This is a genomic window from Yersinia sp. 2542 StPb PI, assembly GCF_048593855.1.
In the GTDB taxonomy this organism is placed as follows: Bacteria; Pseudomonadota; Gammaproteobacteria; order Enterobacterales; family Enterobacteriaceae; genus Yersinia; species Yersinia enterocolitica_E.
Window position 1 is genome coordinate 1 of record NZ_JAZGQA010000080.1, and the last position, 19,394, is coordinate 19,394.

A 19,394-nucleotide genomic window follows, 5' to 3' on the forward strand; every position below is an offset into this window, starting at 1 on the left:
ATAAGAATCATTCACATTACCGACGAAATACTAAAGGGAATGATTATTATTTGATTTTCACCTTAAAGTAATAATTAATTACAGTGGGTATTAATATTATCCCAATACAGATAACCGATTAATGTGATGGTTTGGTCACATCCGCTACTTGCCAATCCACGTTACCTGCATTACCTTTTGCGCCATACCCCCCACAGCCTAAGAAGGAGAAAACGATGGGATATAATCTGACGGAGCTTTCTGACGAAGAAACGGCAAAAATGAATGTTGATTTAGCCGCTTCAGGCGTGGCGTTTAAAGAGCGTTACAATATGCCAGTGATTGCTGAAATGATCGCCCGGGAACAGCCGGAAGAACTGCGTGAGTATTTTTTACAACGCTTAGCTCACTACCGTGCTGAATCAATTAAATTCTCACGTTTACCCTATGAGCCCAAGATAAAGTAAGCGACGAAAAGCTCCCGCAGGTATCAAGTTGCGGGAGTGAACCGAATAAGACAATTATGACTTACGCGCAAATCTATCTGTAGCCAGAATCAACTGGTGCAGAATTCCTGGCTCATCAAAGGAATGCCCAGCACCTTCGACAATATGCAATTCAGCCTCTGGCCAGGCTTGTGCTAAATCCCAGGCATTCTGTGGCTGGCACGCCATATCATATCGACCATGAATAATAACTGCTGGAATGTGACGAATACGTGTCACGTTATCCAACAATTGGTTATCACTGTCTAAAAAACCTAGATGGGTAAAATAGTGATTTTCAATACGGGCAAAGGCCAGAGCAAAATCATCTTCGCCAAAGGAAGCAGAGCTTTTGGTCGGTAATAATGTAACAGTTTCACCTTCCCATAAACTCCAAATTTTGGCAGCCTCCAGTTGTACCGCCTTGTCAGGTGATGTCAGCCGCTTACGGTAAGCAGCAGTAACATCACTCCGTTCTTCTGGCGATAAAATGGAAAGTATACGTTGCCATTTATCTGGGAAAAAACGAGAGGCCCCATCCTGGTAGTACCAATTCAACTCTTTTTTGCGCAGTGTGAAAATTCCACGCAGAACCATCTCACTGACCCGTTCGGGGTGTGTTTCACCATAAGCCAATGCGAGTGTTGAGCCCCATGAACCACCAAAGATTAGCCACTTATCTACATCCGCCATTTTGCGTAGCCGTTCGATATCATCGACCAAATGCCAGGTTGTATTATTGTCCAGACTGGCGTGGGGTTTTGAACGACCACATCCACGTTGATCAAACAGCAGCACTTTATATTTTTTAGGGTTAAAAAGTTGCCGGTGATAAGGTGCAATACCCCCTCCCGGTCCACCATGTATAAATACAGCTGGTTTACCTTCTGGGTTGCCACAGAGTTCCCAATAAATCTGATGCCCATCGCCGGTGTCTAATAAACCACTGTCGTAGGGTTCATACGCTGGATAAAGCCCACGTAATTGTTCCATTATTTTTCCATGTTTGTTATTAGACATTAAAGTTATCAAAGCCTATACAGCACGCAGGGTCAACGATAAAACATCACATTTACGCCAATCAGCCAATTAATTCCTCCAACTGGCGATAATTACGCCATATCTCAATGCATTCTGCGCAGTTATATCCTCGGGATAACACGATTTAAACGGTAACAAGATAGATTAAGATTTAATAATACTGTTGTTAAACAATAGATTAATTGCATTGATGCTTTATCTCCTTGCAACTTACCCTCATAAGGTGGTTAATAGGTGGGCGTACCAACCTAACCGAAGGTAAAGAGAGGCAAGCCATGAGTAAGGGAATGGACAGCAAAAAGAACGCGAAGAAAAAGCCACTAAAAACTCCAGCTGAGAAAAAAGCGGAGAAACGCGCTAAGAAGTCATCTTCTACCAGCGCAGAATAAACGGGCTTTTCGTCTCGTCAGTCAACCCGCCATATTAGGCGGGTTTTTTGTTGCTATTATTTAGCAATAGTCGGTGGGAGATAGAAATGTATTTTCGTGTTATCGATACCGAAACCTGTGGTTTAGCCGGTGGGATTGTTGAGGTTGCTTCTATTGATTTAGTTGATGGAGCATTGGCTAACCCTATGAGTGATCTGATTAGTCCAGACCGACCAATCAGCATTGATGCGATGGTAATCCACCATATCACTGAAGAAATGGTCGAAGGCAAACCACGAATTGCGGTTGCGATTAGAAGATATCAAGGCAGCCCATATTATGTTGCCCATAATGCGCCTTTTGATCGTGGGGTATTACCGGAGATGGGCGGCCAATGGATTTGCACGCTTAAGCTGGCACGAATGCTCTATCCTGACATTAAGCACAGTAATCAATATCTGCGTTACGCTTTGCGACTGAATGTTTCAGTACCGGATAATCTATACCCGCATCGTGCTTTATACGACTGCTATGTCACTGCGGCGCTATTACAGCGCATTATGCAAGACTCTGGTTGGAACGCCGAACAAATGGCCGAGATGACACAGCAGCCGCTGTTATTACAGACATTTAAATTTGGGAAATACCGGGGCAAAAGCATTGAACAGATAGCCCGGCAAGACCCGGACTATCTGCGTTGGATGTTAGCTTCAATAACTGACCTTACGCCAGATATGCGCCATACCCTGACCTATTACCTGACGTAATATCCCTGACTAGATTAAGCCAAAGCCAGTATGAATGCATATTCCAAAGCGATGTCTTCATACGCTTTGAAACGGCCTGATTTACCGCCATGACCTGAATCCATATCGGTGTAGAGCAATAATTGGTGGTCATCCGTTTTCATTTCACGCAGCTTGGCGACCCACTTTGCCGGTTCCCAGTATTGAACCTGTGAATCATGTAAGCCGGTAGTCACCAGCATGTGCGGGTAATCCTGAGCCTTTACCTGATCATAAGGACTGTATTGCTTAATATAGTCGTAATACGCCTTATCGTTCGGGTTGCCCCATTCATCATACTCGCCAGTGGTGAGAGGAATCGATTCATCCAACATTGTGGTTACCACATCAACAAACGGCACCTGTGCCACTACGCCTTTATATAACCCGGGTTCCTGATTGATGACCGTCCCCATCAACAAGCCACCAGCACTGCCTCCCATGGCAAATACACGGTTAGCATCACCATAACCCTCAGTTATCAGTGCTTTGGTAACATCGATAAAATCGTTGAAAGTATTTAACTTGTTGAGCAATTTACCGTCTTCATACCACTGCTGCCCCAATTCTCCGCCGCCCCGAATATGAGCCAGAGCGAAGACAAAACCACGATCCAATAGGCTTAATCGGCTACCACTGAATGCGGGATCCATACTGCTGCCATATGAGCCATAGCCATAAACCAACAGTGGATTACTGCCTGAAACAAAGTGATCTTGGTGATAAACCAATGAAACCGGCACTTTTACGCCGTCGGTTGCAGTGACCCATATCCGCTCGCTGCGATACTTTTCCGGGGTGAAATTCTTCACTTCTTGCTGCTTCAGTAGCTGGCGCGTACCTGTATCCATATTAAGTTCAAACATTGAACTTGGTGTGGTCATAGAGGAGTAGCCATAGCGCAGCAATTCTGTTTCTGGCTCGGGGTTATAAGCCAGCCAGGTAACATAGGTTGGGTCATCAAAAGTAATGTATTTCTCTTCGTCAGTGGCCCAGTGAATCTGTCGTAAATGCGTCAGCCCTTCACTACGCTCTTCCACTACCAACCAATCACGAAATAGGCTGAAGCCCTCCAACATAACATCAGTTGTTGGCGCGATTAATGACACCCATTGAGATTCATCGGCAAAATCACGTTGTTCCTTACCTTCTTCGGCTATTTTGTACAAACCGAAATTCTTGCCATCTTTATTTGAGCGTAAATAAAAATGTTGCTTATAGTGGTCCAACCCGTATTCATGGTCTTTACGGCGCGGTGCAAACATCTGTGGTGCGGATTCAGGCTTATCAGCATCCAGCAACAAGATTTCAGATGTAGTGGTACTGCTCAGATTAATAACAATGAAACGTTCAGAGGTGGTTTTTTCCAGCCCAACATAAAATGTATCGTCGGTTTCCTGATAAATAAGTTGGTCCAATTGAGGGTCGGTTCCTACTACATGGCGATATACTTGATAAGGCAGTAATGTTTTTTCATGTTTGCGCACGTAATAGAGCGTTTTTGAATCATTGGCCCACTCAAAACTACCTGAGGTATTGCTGATAACTTCTTCGTGCCAAACATCACTTTGCAAATGTTTCACCCGGATATCATATTGGCGACGCGATAAGAAATCCTCTGCAACCGCTAATAGATGATTATCCGGGCTAACATCCAACCCACCCAAGGTATAAAACTCACTGTCCGCTGCCCGTTGGTTGCCATCCAATAACGTTTCCCAACTGCTATCAGCCCAAACCGGTTGACGCACGTAAATAGCATATTCATTACCCGGCTCAAAACGCGTCTGATAGCGATAGCCGTTGCGGATATAGGGGACTGATTCTTCCTGTGGCGGAATTCGCGAAACCATCTCTTGATACAGGGTTTCTCGCAAAGGTTGCTGTGGCTGCAACACTGCGTTGGTGAAATCATTTTCAGCTTGCAAGTAGTTCAGAACATCGGCGTCAGTACGCTGGTCATCACGTAGCCAATAATAGTCATCTACACGGGTATCGCCGTGCATAGTTATTGGATAAGGGCGTTTATCGGCCTTTGGAGGTATGGTCATTGGTTGAGTTATCCATCTGTGTTCGTTAACGCGAGAGTGACACGATTACCTGTGGATGCCAAGTACCAGCATATGCTTATAATTTAGCTGAAGGGAGCTAATTAAATGATAAATATGATTATAAAAGAGACCTGAGAGGGTATCCGCCGTGAGGGGGGATAAACAGGTACCAGATACGTTTCCTCCAGCACCTGTTTGGCAGCAATTAACTTTATGCAGACGTTATTCTACCCAGACCTATTTGAGTCAATTACTAATGAGAGGTATACCTATTTAGGGCCATTATAGGTAATGCTGCCAGCTTTGCAGTCAAGTACCACTTGGTAGGTTTTGTCACCTTTGTTACCACGAACAGTCATTGGAACCTGCCAGACATCATCCTGGCCTGTAATGTCTACCGCGCTAATCCAAACCACCGGGCTATCAGTACCCAATTGTTTCTTATCCGCTTCCCAACGCGTAATTCTGTTTTGCAGAAAATCTCGCTTAACCTGCGTTGCTACCTGAGATTGGTTTAAACCGGGGCAAGCAGGTAATTTCGCTACTCGCGGCTCTTGGGCCTGTACACCACTGGTGATACCCGCCAATGCAGTGATCAATACCAAGGCTAATCCTGTCTTTCTCATCATTCCTCCAAATATTATTATTTCTATCCTATGGCAGGAACGATGATTGAAAGGTAGGTTACAGAGTGAACAGCGTTGCAGGGTAATAATGATAACGCCGTTTAATTAACACCGCGTAAATTCAATCACATAAAACTGTTCCAGCCCAGGATAGATCTCCTTAATCACCTTTTTCAGCTCATCCAATGACATATTTTCTTGCTCCGCATGACGGTCAGACAGTGCCTCCAGCGTGATTGGCGTGACTGATTTGACCATAATGTGGCAGAAGAATACGCCATCTTCATTGCGACATACGCGCAAGGTTTCCCCTGGGCGGAAATCGGATTCACTGCTATCCCGGATGGTGATCGTCTTACGATCTGCCAGAATATCCGCCTCAAATCGGCTAAAGAAGGTGATTTCACGATTCATTTTAGATCCCTTTTTCACTTTCTGCTGAAAGTTGGCAAATTAAGCGGCTTGATTTTCTTCAGATTTGTTTTTTTTCTCTGGCACATTCTTTTCCGCTTTCACTTTTGCTTGCCCATCGACAGGAGCCGCAGGGTTAGCACCTCGAAGAATTTGCCCCAAAGCCTCTTTATTTTCTGCCAGGAAGAAACTCAGCGCCTCGCGTTGATCTTCTTCAAGGGTTAAGGGAGCCTGTGACAGCCACTCAGACAAATTGTCAGCCAAATCCAGCATTTTATCGTAAGCATCGGCTTCTTTTTTGGTTGTGAAAGTCATTTTTTCCTCACCCTGTCTTACCACGACGAATTTTATTTCAACGGCCATTGCTGTATGTCCTTTTCATGTCTTTCACGCCCACAAGTAACTGTACATATAAACAGTATAATGTGAGTTGTCGGGGGGATGCAACAGTCATCTCCCCTTCGTGTAATTATTTCAATAAACGGGCTTTGCAGTTTTTGCCTTTAATCTTGCCTTGTTGTAATTGCTGTAAGGCACGTTTGGCACTGGCTTTACGGATTGCAACATAGGCATGGACTGGGAACATATCAATCTTACCGACGTCAGCGGCGGTCAGACCGGCCTCACCGGTTAAAGCACCCAAAATATCACCTGGACGAATTTTTGCTTTGCGCCCACCATCAATGCATAACGTGACCATTTCAGGCTCTAGCATCGCGTTAGCACTACGGCTCACCTGTTCCGCCGGGGTCCATTTCAGTTTTATTTGCAGATAATCTTCAATGGCATGCGCGCGGGACATCTCTTGTGGTGTACACAAGCTAACCGCCAGACCACTCATCCCTGCCCGACCAGTACGACCAATACGGTGCACGTGAACCTCTGGGTCAAAGGCCAGCTCAAAGTTAACCACCAGCGCCAGATCTTTAATGTCCAGGCCTCGGGCTGCTACATCGGTTGCCACCAGCACACGACAACTGCGGTTGGCAAAACGCACCAGCACCTGATCACGGTCACGTTGTTCTAAGTCACCATGCAAAGCCAGCACACTGATTCCACGAGATTCCAATGCTTCATAGACACTTTGGCAATCTTTCTTGGTGTTACAGAAAACCACACAAGAACTCGGCTGATAATGACTGAGAACTGATATCAGTAGCGGCAAACGTTTTTCGCGGGTGGTTTCAAAGAACACCTGCTCAATGGCAGGAACTTCATCGCCATCATCAACTTCAACATTGATTGGTTGGCGTTGAACTCGCGCACTGATTCGTTCGATACCGACCGGATAGGTGGCTGAGAACAGTAGGGTTTGGCGCTGTGGCGGGGTATAGGCAATGACATCGTCGATGGCATCGGTAAAGCCCATATCCAGCATGCGATCAGCCTCATCCAATACCAGAATCTTAAGATCTTCCAGTACCAGTGTTTTCTTACGCAAATGCTCCTGAATACGCCCCGGCGTGCCCACAACAATGTGTGGCGCATGTACCAGTGAATCCAATTGATGCCCCATCGGTTGGCCACCGCACAAGGTCAGGATTTTAATGTTTTGCGTGAAACGGGCCAAGCGGCGCAACTCTTTGCTGACCTGATCAGCCAATTCGCGGGTCGGGCACAGTACCAATGCCTGGGTAACAAACTCACCGACCGCAATTTTATCGAGTAAACCAATACCGAATGCCGCAGTTTTGCCACTGCCGGTTTTGGCTTTCGCCCGGACATCCTGCCCGTTGAGGATTGCCGGTAAAGCCGCGGCCTGTACCGGTGTCATCTCGGTATAGCCAAGTTCATTAAGATTGGACAACTGCTCAGCAGGCAGCGTCAGGGAAGAAAAGGAAGTTGTGCTCACGGCAGTAACTCTTATAACTGGATGGAATGGCAGCGACAGCCTGAAGGCAAGCGCAAGATTTTGGCGCGATAATACCAGAAATGGGGGCATTGCCGGAGTTAAACCGCAAAAAACAGACCAAATACGCAATGCGCTGCGCATATATTGATATCGACTCACTGCCATTCGCCAGATACGCAATCGTTTTCGTTGCCATTTTGCCGTATACTGGCGCCCGTAAAATTGATCGCGCGACAAATAAATGTGCAACTATCCCACTGATGTAGGTACCTAACTATGCTAACTATTGGAACCGCTCTGCGCCCAGGCGCTACCCGTGTCATGTTGCTTGGCTCTGGCGAGTTGGGTAAAGAAGTGGCTATCGAATGCCAAAGACTGGGGCTGGAAGTGATTGCCGTGGATCGCTATGCAGATGCACCCGCCATGCATGTTGCCCATCGCAGCCATGTCATTAATATGCTGGATGGCTCGGCGCTGAAACAGTTGGTCGAACAGGAAAAACCGCACTATATCGTGCCGGAAATAGAAGCTATCGCCACCGATATGCTGGTTGAACTCGAGAAGATAGGCCAACGGGTCGTGCCTTGTGCCGAGGCAACCCGGCTGACGATGAACCGTGAAGGCATTCGCCGTTTAGCGGCAGAAACCCTGCAATTGCCAACCTCTAGCTACCGTTTCGCCGACACTGATAGCGCATTCCGTCAGGCCGTTAGTGAAGTGGGTTATCCCTGTATCGTTAAGCCAGTAATGAGTTCTTCCGGTAAAGGCCAAAGCCTGATCCGCCATGCTGATCAACTGCAAACCGCCTGGGATTATGCCCAACAAGGTGGCCGCGCCGGGGGTGGCAGAGTGATTGTTGAAGGCTTGGTTCGTTTTGATTTTGAAATTACCCTGCTGACAATCAATGCTGTTGATGGCATCCATTTTTGTGCGCCTATTGGCCACCGTCAGGAAGATGGCGACTACCGTGAGTCCTGGCAGCCACAGGTGATGAGTGAGACCGCATTGGCGCGTGCAAAAGCGATCGCGTCTCAGGTGGTGAAAGCTCTCGGCGGTTATGGCTTATTTGGCGTGGAATTATTTGTTTGTGGCGATGAAGTGATTTTCAGTGAAGTGTCACCGCGCCCGCACGATACCGGCATGGTGACGTTAATTTCACAAAATATGTCTGAGTTCGCATTACATGTCCGGGCATTTCTTGGTTTCCCGATTGGCACTATCCGTCAATATGGCGCGGCCGCTTCAGCGGTTATTTTACCTGAATTGACCAGCCAGAATATTGCTTATCATGGCTTAGAAACTGCTTTGGCTGGTGATACGCAAATTCGCTTATTTGGTAAACCTGACATTGCCGGCAAACGGCGTTTAGGGGTGGCGCTGGCCGTCGCTGATGATATCACTACCGCCATCGAAGTAGCGAAACGAGCCGCAGCGGCTGTCGTGGTCAGTGGGTAACCCTCAGCCCGTTCATCTGGTTATCCCATAAAAAAACCCGCCAATTAACGGCGGGTTTAATCCGTTGCTATCCCGAGGTTATCCCTCGTACGGATCCTCAATGTCATCCGCATCTTGCTCATTATCACGGCGATAATCAGATTCATCATGATCATCAAAATCAGTATCTTCAAAGATAGCCATGGCTTGTGGATCATCTTGGTGCCGCTCACGGATTTCTGCGGCCACCAGTGCGATCGCTTCACCACTGCTCATACCTTCCGACATGAATTTGTGAATACGTTCGACAGCTTCTTGCTGTTCCTCATGGGAAAGTGAAGGCATACCCGCTAGCATTGATTCATCTCCAACATATAATTGATTAAGTATACCTGTTTATTCGGGTCTGCGGTGAATTGACTGCCCCAGACGACCCGCCCGCCAATTTATGCTAATCTTCCCTGCGGCTCGCTGCGAACTGCGTCATCGCGCCCCCAATATGTCCATCCGAAAGAAAAGAATAGTGACTCATGAGTGAGAAATCCCTGACCATCAAAGCCTTGCCTTATCAGCCTGACGCCCTGCTCCAACAATTTGCTCCACTCGCCAATCAAAGCTGGGCAATGCTACTGCATTCGGGATTCGCAGAACATGCCCATAATCGTTTTGATATATTGGTCGCTGACCCGCAGGTAACACTCACCACCCGGGGCCAGCAAACGGAGATAATCAGCGCGCACGGCCGAGTCTGCTCCCCGGCAGATCCCTTCTGTTTATTACAGCAGCAGCTCGATAAATTCGCCTTGCCACTGCCATCACACCCCGACCTGCCATTTCTGGGCGGCGCATTGGGGTTATTTGGTTATGACCTGGGCCGTCGAGTTGAGAAGTTGCCGACACTGGCCGAACAAGATATCGCATTACCGGATATGGCGGTCGGCTTGTATGACTGGGCGCTGATTGCCGACCATCATTTGCAGAAGCTGACGCTGGTGTGTCACGGGGATGCCGAGCAGCGCCTACTCTGGCTACAGCAACAACAGAGTCCTGAAGCTCCCCAGCCATTCACACTGACCAGCCCATGGCAGGCCAATATGTCACGAGCGGAATATGGCGAAAAATTCCGCCAGATTCAAGAGTACCTACACAGTGGTGACTGTTATCAAATTAATCTGGCACAGAGATTCAGTGCTGAATATCAAGGTGATGAATGGCAAGCCTTTCTGTCGTTGAGTCGCAGTAATCGCGCACCGTTTTCGGCCTTTATCCGCTTGCCATACAACGCCATACTGAGTGTCTCGCCGGAGCGCTTTTTATGGCTGGAAAACCATCACATTCAAACCCGCCCGATCAAGGGCACACTGCCACGTTTGGAGCACCCCGAGCAGGACCGCTTGCAGGCTGAACGCTTAGCTAACTCACCGAAAGATCAGGCTGAAAATCTGATGATAGTGGACCTGCTGCGCAACGATATCGGCCGTGTAGCGCAACCCGGTAGCGTGCGGGTGCCTGAGTTATTTGTCGTTGAGCCTTTCCCGGCAGTGCACCATTTAGTTAGCACCATTACCGCGACCCTGCCTGCTGAATGCCCGGCGACGGCGCTGCTTCGAGCCTGCTTCCCCGGTGGTTCAATAACCGGAGCACCGAAGATTCGTGCCATGGAGATCATCGAACAACTGGAGCCACAGCGGCGCAATGCCTATTGCGGTAACATTGGCTATATTAGTTGCTGTGGTACGATGGATACCAACATCACCATCCGCACGCTGTTGACCGAAAACGGCAAAATCTATTGTTCTGCCGGTGGAGGAATTGTGGCTGATAGCCAGGAGCAGGCTGAATATCAGGAAACATTTGATAAAATCGCCCGCATTTTGCCGCAACTGGAAATGCCTGGCTTTGAAAAAGACAGCTTATAAGCGAGCCATTCTGTGAGTGAATTATTTATCGGGCAAACTTTATCTGAATTTATCAGCCGGTTTCAACTGCAACTGCCCCAAGCTGGCAGCTTTACGGCCAATAGCCACCATGCCGCGGTTTTAATTCCGATAATTTGTCGACCAGAGCCTACTTTGCTGCTGACACGGCGCTCTGATCATCTGCGTAAACATGCCGGTCAGGTCGCCTTCCCCGGCGGCAAAGCAGATAGGGAAGACAGTTCACTGATTGATACCGCACTGCGTGAAGCGCAAGAAGAGGTCGCTATTCCTGCTTCGGCGGTACATGTCCTCGGGCAACTGGCGCCATTAGACAGTTCCAGTGGTTATCAGGTCACCCCGATTGTTGGTTTGATCCCCGCTAATATTGCCTTTCATGCTAATGAAGAAGAGGTGGCTGGTCTGTTTGAAATGCCCTTACACGAGGCGCTTAGCCTTTCACGCTACTATTCTCTGGATATACATCGTGGAGGTGTCAATCACCGGGTCTATCTTTCTTGGTATGAGAGCCAGTTTGTCTGGGGCTTGACGGCGGCAATTATCCGGCGGCTGGCACAACAGGTGAGTATTTAATCTAAAACCATCACTCAAGCATGGGTAATGAGTGACATACCTCACAGCGTTGCCGCTAAAAAAGCTGAATTACAGCATAAAGCGATCCCTATCACCCCATCACATCGATTTTTACTCTATTTTCCCTGCACAACCATTTTAAAAAAACTGTAAACTGGCCTGTCAGCGTTATGAAATATCTGTAAAATAACATTCATCACTATAAACCACTAAAAATGTAAGGTTAAAACCTGATAGTGAGCGCTACTGATGTCATCCTAAGCTGTTCTCGATTTAGTTCGTGGGTGATAACACAGGCGGACACCATATGTAGTTAATTTCATATGGTTTTTGATCGTTTTTTAGCCCTAAATTGATCGTGATATGTAACTGTTGCGGCATCAAATCAATGCGGCTAACACCAGTAGGACCCAAATAAACAAGGGTCTGTGATGGCAATACTTCATGTTTAAATATTTATCATGCGAAGTAACCTGCTGCTATCCACAGAACTCTTATACTTAATATAGATATTCTCAGTCACATTCATATGCACTGGGAATAACAAAATGCGTTGTTAAGGAGTTATAGCGTGATTAGCGTTTTTGACATGTTTAAGATTGGTATCGGTCCCTCCAGCTCTCATACTGTTGGGCCAATGAAAGCTGGCAAGGAGTTTGCTGATTTGCTGGTGACTCAGGGCCTGATGCCATCTGTCACGCGTGTTGCCGTTGATGTTTACGGCTCACTCTCATTGACAGGGAAAGGTCATCACACCGATATCGCCATTATTATGGGGTTAGCCGGCAATATGCCTGACACCGTGGATATCGACAGCATCCCAGCCTTTATCCGTGATGTGGGATTAAGCCAGAAATTGATGCTTGCCAATGGGTTGCGTGAAGTTGATTTCCCACGGGAAGGCGGAATGGTGTTCCGCAGCGATAATCTGCCACTGCACGAAAATGGCATGCAAATCCACGCCTTTGCCGGTGATGAGAAAGTCCTGAGCAAAACTTATTATTCAATCGGTGGTGGTTTCATCGTTGATGAAGAGCATTTCGGCAAAGCTGCGGTAAATGCCGTCAGCGTGCCCTATCCATTTAATTCTGCTGAAGAAATTCTGGCAAACTGCAAGCAAACCGGCATGTCTATCTCCGGTATGGTGATGCAGAATGAGCTGGCGATGCACAGCAAAGAAGAGATTGAAGCCTATTTCACCGCTATCTGGCAGACCATGCGCGCCTGTATTGATCGCGGTCTGAACACCGAGGGCGTATTACCGGGTCCTCTGCGTGTACCGCGCCGTGCCTCCGCATTGCGCCGCCTGCTAGTCTCTTCCGATAGCCTGTCCAGTGATCCAATGAACGTTATTGATTGGGTCAATATGTTTGCACTGGCAGTTAATGAAGAAAATGCGGCGGGCGGGCGTGTTGTTACCGCACCAACCAACGGCGCTTGCGGTATCGTCCCCGCAGTGCTGGCCTATTACGACCACTTTATTGAGCCGGTCACCCCGGAAATCTTTATCCGCTATTTCCTGTCATCAGGTGCTGTCGGTATTTTGTACAAAATGAATGCCTCTATTTCTGGCGCTGAAGTAGGCTGTCAAGGTGAAGTGGGCGTTGCCTGCTCAATGGCAGCCGCAGGTCTGGCTGAATTACTGGGTGCCAGCCCAGAAAAGGTCTGTATTGCCGCTGAAATTGGCATGGAACACAATTTGGGGCTGACCTGTGATCCGGTTGCCGGCCAGGTACAAGTGCCTTGTATTGAACGTAATGCCATCGCATCAGTAAAAGCCATTAACTCTGCACGTATGGCGATGCGCCGCACCAGTGATCCACGCGTCTCCCTCGATAAAGTTATCGAAACCATGTTTGAGACCGGTAAAGATATGAATGCTAAATACCGCGAAACATCCCGTGGCGGTCTGGCTATCAAAGTGCAATGTAATTAATTTCGTTTGTAAGTGATGCATTGATCAATAAGGGGAGCCGAAGCTCCCCTTTTCTTTGATAGTAAATGCTGTCATTACCAGACGGTGGGCCAAGATTTAAAACCTACGCCGTTACGACACGACTGGCGTGTTGGCCCTGGCACTTCAGCAATCTGATAATTACCGGTTTTACTCTTCCAGTTCGTTATTCAGTTTGGTTATTCGCACTAACTCGATACGGTAATCCGAAACCTCCATAATCTCAAAACGCAGGTTATGCAGTTCAACCACATCCCCGGCGGTTGGCATATGGCCTGAGTGAGACAGCAGCATCCCGGCGAGTGAGGCATAATCGGCGGTCGGGCTTACCAGTTCCTGACAGTCCAGAGCCTGTTCCAGAGAGTGTAAATCCGCGCCCCCTTTCACCAACCAGCCATCACCGTCAGTGATAATGTCTGGTGTTTCATCTTCATCCGGGAACTCACCGGCAATGGCTTCCAACACGTCAAGTGGTGTTACCAGACCCTGTACCACACCAAATTCGTCATTGACCACCACTAAGCGGCCTTTTGCTTTGCGTAATACACCCAACAGATTAATCACGTCCATGGTATCGGGTACCACAATCGGTGGCGTTGTCGCCGCGAACTCACAAATAGAGTCACCTCGCTCAATGGCAACTAACAGATCTTTGGCGCGAACCACGCCGATTATCTGATCCAATGAATCACGACAAACCGGGAACAAACTGTGTGGTGTATCTAAGAGCTGCCCACGGATCTCCTCTTGTGAGCGATTACAATCGACCCAGGATATCTCTGTCCGTGGTGTCATCACACTACGCATCGAGCGGGATGCCAATGTCAACACACCACTTATCATATAGCGCTCTTCTTGTGCAAATGCCTCGGTAGGTATCATCTGTTGCGAGTCACCATTTTGTGGTTCCTGCTGCTGACGCCCCCCCATCAAACGAATGATGGCTTCAGCCGTGCGCTGGCGTCTTGGCAAGCGTGACTCATGCTTAATGAAATTACGGCGCGCAATCTGGTTAAACAGCTCAATCAGAATAGAGAAGCCAATTGCAGCGTACAGATAGCCTTTCGGAATGTGGAAACCAAAGCCTTCAGCAATCAGACTCAGGCCAATCATCAGCAAGAAGCTCAGACACAGCACCACCACCGTAGGGTGGGCATTGACAAATCGGGTCAGTGTTTTCGATGCCAACAACATCACGCCCATGGCGATGACAACCGCAGTCATCATAATCGCCAAGTCATTCACCATCCCCACCGCAGTAATCACTGCATCGAGTGAGAATACAGCATCCAGCACCACAATCTGTGCCACTACCGCCCAGAAGCTGGCATAGCCTCGATTGGCACTGTCATCGTGCTGGTTACCCTCCAGCCGTTCATGTAGCTCGGTGGTGGCTTTAAATAGCAAAAACAGCCCCCCCACCAGCAAAATAAGGTCGCGCCCCGAGAAATTAAAACTGCCGACACTAAACAGTGGTGTCGTCAGCGTGACCATCCAGGAAATGACCGACAACAGCCCCAGGCGCATTATCAGCGCAAGCGACAGCCCGATAATTCGCGCTTTGTCTCTTTGTTTGGGGGGGAGTTTATCAGCCAGAATGGCAATAAAGACCAGGTTATCAATACCCAGAACAATTTCCAGCACCACCAGTGTCAATAACCCTGCCCAGATTGAGGGGTCCATTAGAAATTCCATGTCAGACTCCGAAAATAAGAACACGATTTAGATGATGTGCGCACTGCAACAGATACAGCAAAACGCCGTAGCACGGTTGTCAGTATAGATACGCAGAAAGATTGGGTGAGATTGTACGCAGCAAAGGTGCGTGATTGAGTAACCAGATTTAAACCCACTGGTTGGGTATTAACGCTAAATAAACAGTAACTTCGGTGACAGTCCATAGGGAGAGCTGAGGCCCTTAACTCCTGACAATTAATAGAGCCGTTAACTTTATCAGGATTTTTTTTATCAGCATAGGGGGATTTATTACCTGACCCACGATAAACAGTCATCTCATCACCTTAAGGTTCATCATCAGCCGCGCTTCTATTTTTCTATACCTGAAATTTATCCCTCGCCGAAAAGTGGTTATGAATCAATTTTTATACCGATTACACAAATAGTTAACACAAAAAGTCTAATATGGCGCTAGCAGCCCAACTGAATACATCAATGTCGTTTATATAACTGTTGATTAATTACCCAAGTAAGCTAAATCATTCATAACATGTCCGAATAAATGAACAGCGTCACATAATTTATTTTTTCACTGACTAAAATAAATCACATCCAACAACATTAAGCGGCCTACTTGAATCGATTCATTTGTGTTGCGAATAAATCATCAGCAGTACGCTGATATTGTGACTATCATAATAGATTCAATGTATACCGAAGTGCTGTGGGTGATTACTGGATTTTCTGTTACGTGCTAGGACTCAATTCTGAGTTAACAGAGGGGGTAGCGAGTGAGTATAGCTATTATCATCGGCACACATGGGGCTGCGGCAGAACAACTGCTGAAAACAGCTGAAATGATTTTAGGCGAGCAAGCTAACGTCGCTTATATCGATTTCGTCCCCGGTGAAAATGCCGAAACGTTGATTGAGAAATACAACGGTAAATTGACCGGGCTTGATACCAGCAGTGGTGTTATATTCCTGGTTGATACCTGGGGTGGTAGCCCGTTTAACGCTGCCAGTCGTATTGTTACTGATAAAGAAAATTATGAGATCGTTGCCGGGGTTAATATCCCGATGCTGGTTGAAACCTTTATGGCTCGTGATGATAACCCATCATTTGCTGAATTGGTTAACATCGCGGTGCAAACCGGTCGTGAGGGGGTTAAAGCATTAAAAACCGTCGAACCTGATGTGGCTACCACTCACCCGCAATCCCCTGCCGCTGCACGTAAAGTCGCGGCCCCAGCCGTCGCTTTAGGTCCCAATGATCATATGAAGATTGTGTTGGCGCGTATTGATGACCGTTTGATACATGGTCAGGTCGCCACCCGCTGGACCAAAGAAACCAACGTAAACCGCATTATTGTCGTCAGCGACGAAGTTGCTGCCGACAAAGTGCGCAGTACATTGCTAAAGCAAGTTGCTCCTCCCGGCGTCACCGCGCACGTCGTTGATGTTGAAAAAGCGATTCGCGTCTATGACAACCCGAAATATGCCAAAGACAGGGTCATGCTGTTATTTACTAACCCAACTGACGTCGTCCGTATGGTTGAGGGTGGTGTAGACATCAAGTCAGTCAATATCGGTGGTATGGCATTCCGTCAGGGTAAAACCCAGGTGAATAATGCGGTCTCCGTTGATGAAAAAGATATTGAAGCTTTTAATAAATTAAATGCCCGTGGTATTGAGCTGGAAGTTCGGAAAGTCTCTTCGGATAGCCGACTCAAGATGATGGATTTAATCAGCAAACTTAATAAATAGCTTTATTAAAAACTACGTAGAAAGGTAATGCCCTGTTCTGTTTGGAACACGGTTATTTTTACTCAGCTTTTTTGGTCATAGGAGAAGTACAATGGAGATCACAACTCTTCAGATTGTGCTGATATTCATAGTTGCATGTATCGCCGGGATGGGCTCCATTCTGGATGAGTTCCAATTTCACCGTCCCCTGGTCGCTTGTACTCTGGTAGGTCTGGTTTTAGGTGATATGAAAACCGGTATTATTATCGGTGGTACCTTGGAGATGATCGCGCTCGGCTGGATGAACATCGGGGCCGCAGTAGCTCCTGATGCCGCGTTAGCCTCGATTATCTCTACTATTCTGGTTATTGCAGGTGGCCAAGACATCGGTGCAGGTATCGCACTGGCTATTCCGCTAGCAGCAGCCGGTCAGGTATTAACCATTATCGTCCGTACCATTACTGTGGCCTTCCAGCACGCCGCCGACGGAGCCGCCGAACGTGGCAGCCTACGAGCGATAACCTGGATCCACATTTCAGCCCTGTTCTTGCAGGCGATGCGTATCGCTATCCCTGCCCTGATCGTTGCCCTGTCTGTTGGGACATCTGAAGTTCAGATGCTGCTCAGTTCGATTCCTGATGTGGTTACCAGTGGCCTGAATATCGCCGGTGGTATGATCGTCGTAGTAGGTTACGCCATGGTTATTAACATGATGCGTGCCGGCTACCTGATGCCATTCTTCTACTTAGGTTTCGTGACCGCCGCATTTACCAACTTCAACCTGGTGGCATTGGGTGTTATTGGTGTGGTTATGGCCCTTCTTTATATCCAGCTCAGTCCTAAATACAACAAGTCTCAGGTTGTACAGTCTGGCCCGTCCAATAATGACCTTGATAACGAATTAGACTAGGAAAAGGTGAGAGAAATGGTTGATACAACAACTGTGCTTGATAAAACCACAGCGACTGGTGAAAAGAAACTCACGCCTGCTGATATTCGCGGGGTGTTTATCCGCTCTAACCTTTTCCAAGGGTCGTGGAACTTCGAACGTATGCAGGCGCTGGGGTTCTGCTTCTCAATGGTGCCGGCGATCCGTCGTCTATACCCTGAGAACTCGGAAGAGCGTAAGCAGGCAATCAAACGTCATTTGGAATTCTTCAACACCCAACCCTTCGTTGCCGCGCCAATTCTGGGCGTAACGCTGGCGATGGAAGAGCAGAAAGCCAATGGTGCCGAGATTGACGATGCGGCAATTAACGGGATCAAAGTCGGTCTGATGGGGCCGCTGGCAGGTGTCGGTGACCCAATATTCTGGGGTACTGTGCGCCCGGTGTTGGCAGCTCTCGGTGCCGGTATCGCAATGAGCGGCAGTTTGCTTGGCCCATTGCTGTTCTTTGTACTGTTTAACCTGGTACGTTTGCTGACCCGTTATTACGGTGTGGCCTATGGCTATAAAAAAGGCGTCAATATCGTCAGCGATATGGACGGTGGCCTGCTGCAAAAACTGACTGAAGGGGCGTCTATCCTCGGCCTGTTTGTTATGGGGGCCTTGGTTAACAAGTGGACCCACGTCAACATACCGGTGGTGGTATCCAAGATAACCAATCAGAATGGTCAGACCACAGTAACTACGGTGCAAACCATTCTTGACCAGTTGATGCCAGGTTTGGTGCCATTACTGTTAACGTTCGGCTGTATGTGGCTATTACGTCGTAAAGTTAACGCGTTGTGGATTATTATGGGCTTCTTCGCCATCGGTATCTTCGGTTACTGGATTGGCTTCCTGGCACCTTAATGTTCTGATTAGATTTGGTAAAAACCGGGGGTTTACTCCCGGTTTTTTTTAGGATAGATACCAATGCCCAATAGATTTCAAAGTGCAGGAAGGTGGCAGCAACACACCTGTGGTTTGAAAGATGATGGGGATGTATATCTTGGGAGTTGTTGCATGTCGGTTACTGATCTCGTTTTAATTGTTTTTATCGCCCTACTGCTCGCTTATGCTATTTATGATGAATTCATCATGAACATGATGAAAGGGAAGACCCGACTGCAAGTTCACTTAAAACGTAAAAGCAAAATCGACTGTGCCATCTTTGTCGGACTGATAGCTATCCTCATTTACAATAATGTCATGGCGAATGGTGCACCGTTAACCACCTATTTATTAGTGGGTTTAGCGCTCATTGCGGTTTATATCTCTTATATCCGTTGGCCCAAATTATTGTTTAAAAATACCGGTTTCTTCTACGCTAATGCTTTTATTGAATATAGCCGAATAAAAAGTATGAATTTATCTGAAGATGGAATTTTAGTCATTGATTTAGAGCAGCGCAGATTATTAATCCAGGTTAAACAATTAGATGATCTAGAGAGAATTTATAATTTTTTCCTTGAAAATCAACAATAAACAAACANTCNTGGGAAATGTGTCTATTGAGTGCCTACTTAACTGATTAATTTCCCAGCAATACTC

General features: G+C 47.4%; 18 protein-coding genes. 10 read left to right on the forward strand and 8 right to left on the reverse strand.

Annotated elements, in window-relative coordinates; genetic code table 11:
• The first annotated feature begins 215 nt into the window (after nt 1–215).
• Nucleotides 216–446, forward strand: a complete 231-nt coding sequence (locus V1952_RS11695) for a DNA polymerase III subunit theta (protein WP_083158608.1) — start codon at nt 216–218, stop codon at nt 444–446.
• Nucleotides 447–500: 54 nt separating this feature from the next.
• Here the strand turns inward: V1952_RS11695 and pip are convergent, their stop codons facing one another.
• Nucleotides 501–1,457: a prolyl aminopeptidase gene (gene pip / locus V1952_RS11700; RefSeq protein WP_372559201.1), complete on the reverse strand. Its 957-nt coding sequence runs from the start codon at nt 1,455–1,457 to the stop codon at nt 501–503.
• Between the two features lie 523 nt (nt 1,458–1,980).
• Between pip and exoX the strand changes: the two genes are divergently transcribed.
• Entirely contained in the window at nt 1,981–2,640 is a 660-nt protein-coding gene (exoX, locus tag V1952_RS11705) for an exodeoxyribonuclease X (protein WP_420071380.1), read from the forward strand.
• A gap of 14 nt (nt 2,641–2,654) precedes the next feature.
• Here the strand turns inward: exoX and V1952_RS11710 are convergent, their stop codons facing one another.
• The 5 genes from V1952_RS11710 to dbpA form a co-directional block, all read right to left on the reverse strand.
• A complete protein-coding gene (locus V1952_RS11710; RefSeq protein WP_420071381.1) occupies nt 2,655–4,709 on the reverse strand; it encodes a S9 family peptidase in 2,055 nt (684 codons plus the stop codon).
• A gap of 269 nt (nt 4,710–4,978) precedes the next feature.
• Entirely contained in the window at nt 4,979–5,335 is a 357-nt protein-coding gene (yebF, locus tag V1952_RS11715) for a protein YebF (RefSeq protein ID WP_265331620.1), read from the reverse strand.
• A 105-nt stretch (nt 5,336–5,440) separates the two neighbouring features.
• Nucleotides 5,441–5,749, reverse strand: a complete 309-nt coding sequence (gene yqfB, locus V1952_RS11720) for a N(4)-acetylcytidine aminohydrolase (RefSeq protein ID WP_083158603.1) — start codon at nt 5,747–5,749, stop codon at nt 5,441–5,443.
• A 39-nt stretch (nt 5,750–5,788) separates the two neighbouring features.
• Nucleotides 5,789–6,109, reverse strand: a complete 321-nt coding sequence (locus V1952_RS11725) for a YebG family protein (RefSeq protein ID WP_420071382.1) — start codon at nt 6,107–6,109, stop codon at nt 5,789–5,791.
• 106 nt (nt 6,110–6,215) lie between these two features.
• Entirely contained in the window at nt 6,216–7,598 is a 1,383-nt protein-coding gene (gene dbpA / locus V1952_RS11730) for an ATP-dependent RNA helicase DbpA (protein ID WP_372559206.1), read from the reverse strand.
• 276 nt (nt 7,599–7,874) lie between these two features.
• Here dbpA and purT point away from each other — a divergent pair, with 276 nt between their 5' ends.
• On the forward strand, nt 7,875–9,053 hold the full coding sequence (purT, locus tag V1952_RS11735) for a formate-dependent phosphoribosylglycinamide formyltransferase (RefSeq protein ID WP_420074782.1): 1,179 nt from the start codon (nt 7,875–7,877) through the stop codon (nt 9,051–9,053).
• A 78-nt stretch (nt 9,054–9,131) separates the two neighbouring features.
• Here the strand turns inward: purT and V1952_RS11740 are convergent, their stop codons facing one another.
• The gene (locus V1952_RS11740) at nt 9,132–9,389 is read right to left on the reverse strand and encodes a YoaH family protein (RefSeq protein ID WP_083158598.1); all 258 of its coding nucleotides are present in this window, start codon (nt 9,387–9,389) and stop codon (nt 9,132–9,134) included.
• 173 nt (nt 9,390–9,562) lie between these two features.
• Between V1952_RS11740 and pabB the strand changes: the two genes are divergently transcribed.
• The 3 genes from pabB (at nt 9,563) to V1952_RS11755 (ending at nt 13,478) form a co-directional block, all read left to right on the forward strand.
• Nucleotides 9,563–10,951 carry an aminodeoxychorismate synthase component 1 gene (gene pabB, locus V1952_RS11745; protein WP_420074783.1) on the forward strand — a complete coding sequence of 463 codons (1,389 nt, stop codon included), beginning with the start codon at nt 9,563–9,565 and terminating at the stop codon, nt 10,949–10,951.
• Between the two features lie 12 nt (nt 10,952–10,963).
• The gene (locus V1952_RS11750) at nt 10,964–11,542 is read left to right on the forward strand and encodes a CoA pyrophosphatase (protein WP_083158596.1); all 579 of its coding nucleotides are present in this window, start codon (nt 10,964–10,966) and stop codon (nt 11,540–11,542) included.
• A gap of 571 nt (nt 11,543–12,113) precedes the next feature.
• The gene (locus V1952_RS11755; protein WP_083158595.1) at nt 12,114–13,478 is read left to right on the forward strand and encodes an L-serine ammonia-lyase; all 1,365 of its coding nucleotides are present in this window, start codon (nt 12,114–12,116) and stop codon (nt 13,476–13,478) included.
• 168 nt (nt 13,479–13,646) lie between these two features.
• On the opposite strand, the gene V1952_RS11760 is transcribed toward V1952_RS11755, so the two are convergent.
• The gene (locus V1952_RS11760) at nt 13,647–15,191 is read right to left on the reverse strand and encodes a TerC family protein (RefSeq protein WP_420074784.1); all 1,545 of its coding nucleotides are present in this window, start codon (nt 15,189–15,191) and stop codon (nt 13,647–13,649) included.
• A gap of 773 nt (nt 15,192–15,964) precedes the next feature.
• Here V1952_RS11760 and manX point away from each other — a divergent pair.
• From manX to V1952_RS11780, 4 genes are all read left to right on the forward strand, one after another.
• On the forward strand, nt 15,965–16,939 hold the full coding sequence (gene manX, locus V1952_RS11765) for a PTS mannose transporter subunit IIAB (protein ID WP_420074785.1): 975 nt from the start codon (nt 15,965–15,967) through the stop codon (nt 16,937–16,939).
• A 91-nt stretch (nt 16,940–17,030) separates the two neighbouring features.
• The gene (locus tag V1952_RS11770; RefSeq protein WP_004701713.1) at nt 17,031–17,828 is read left to right on the forward strand and encodes a PTS mannose/fructose/sorbose transporter subunit IIC; all 798 of its coding nucleotides are present in this window, start codon (nt 17,031–17,033) and stop codon (nt 17,826–17,828) included.
• Nucleotides 17,829–17,843: 15 nt separating this feature from the next.
• Entirely contained in the window at nt 17,844–18,713 is an 870-nt protein-coding gene (locus tag V1952_RS11775) for a PTS mannose transporter subunit IID (protein WP_083158592.1), read from the forward strand.
• A 153-nt stretch (nt 18,714–18,866) separates the two neighbouring features.
• Nucleotides 18,867–19,328, forward strand: coding sequence for a DUF986 family protein (locus V1952_RS11780; protein WP_420074786.1), 462 nt, complete (start codon nt 18,867–18,869; stop codon nt 19,326–19,328).
• The last annotated feature ends 66 nt before the right edge of the window (nt 19,329–19,394 follow it).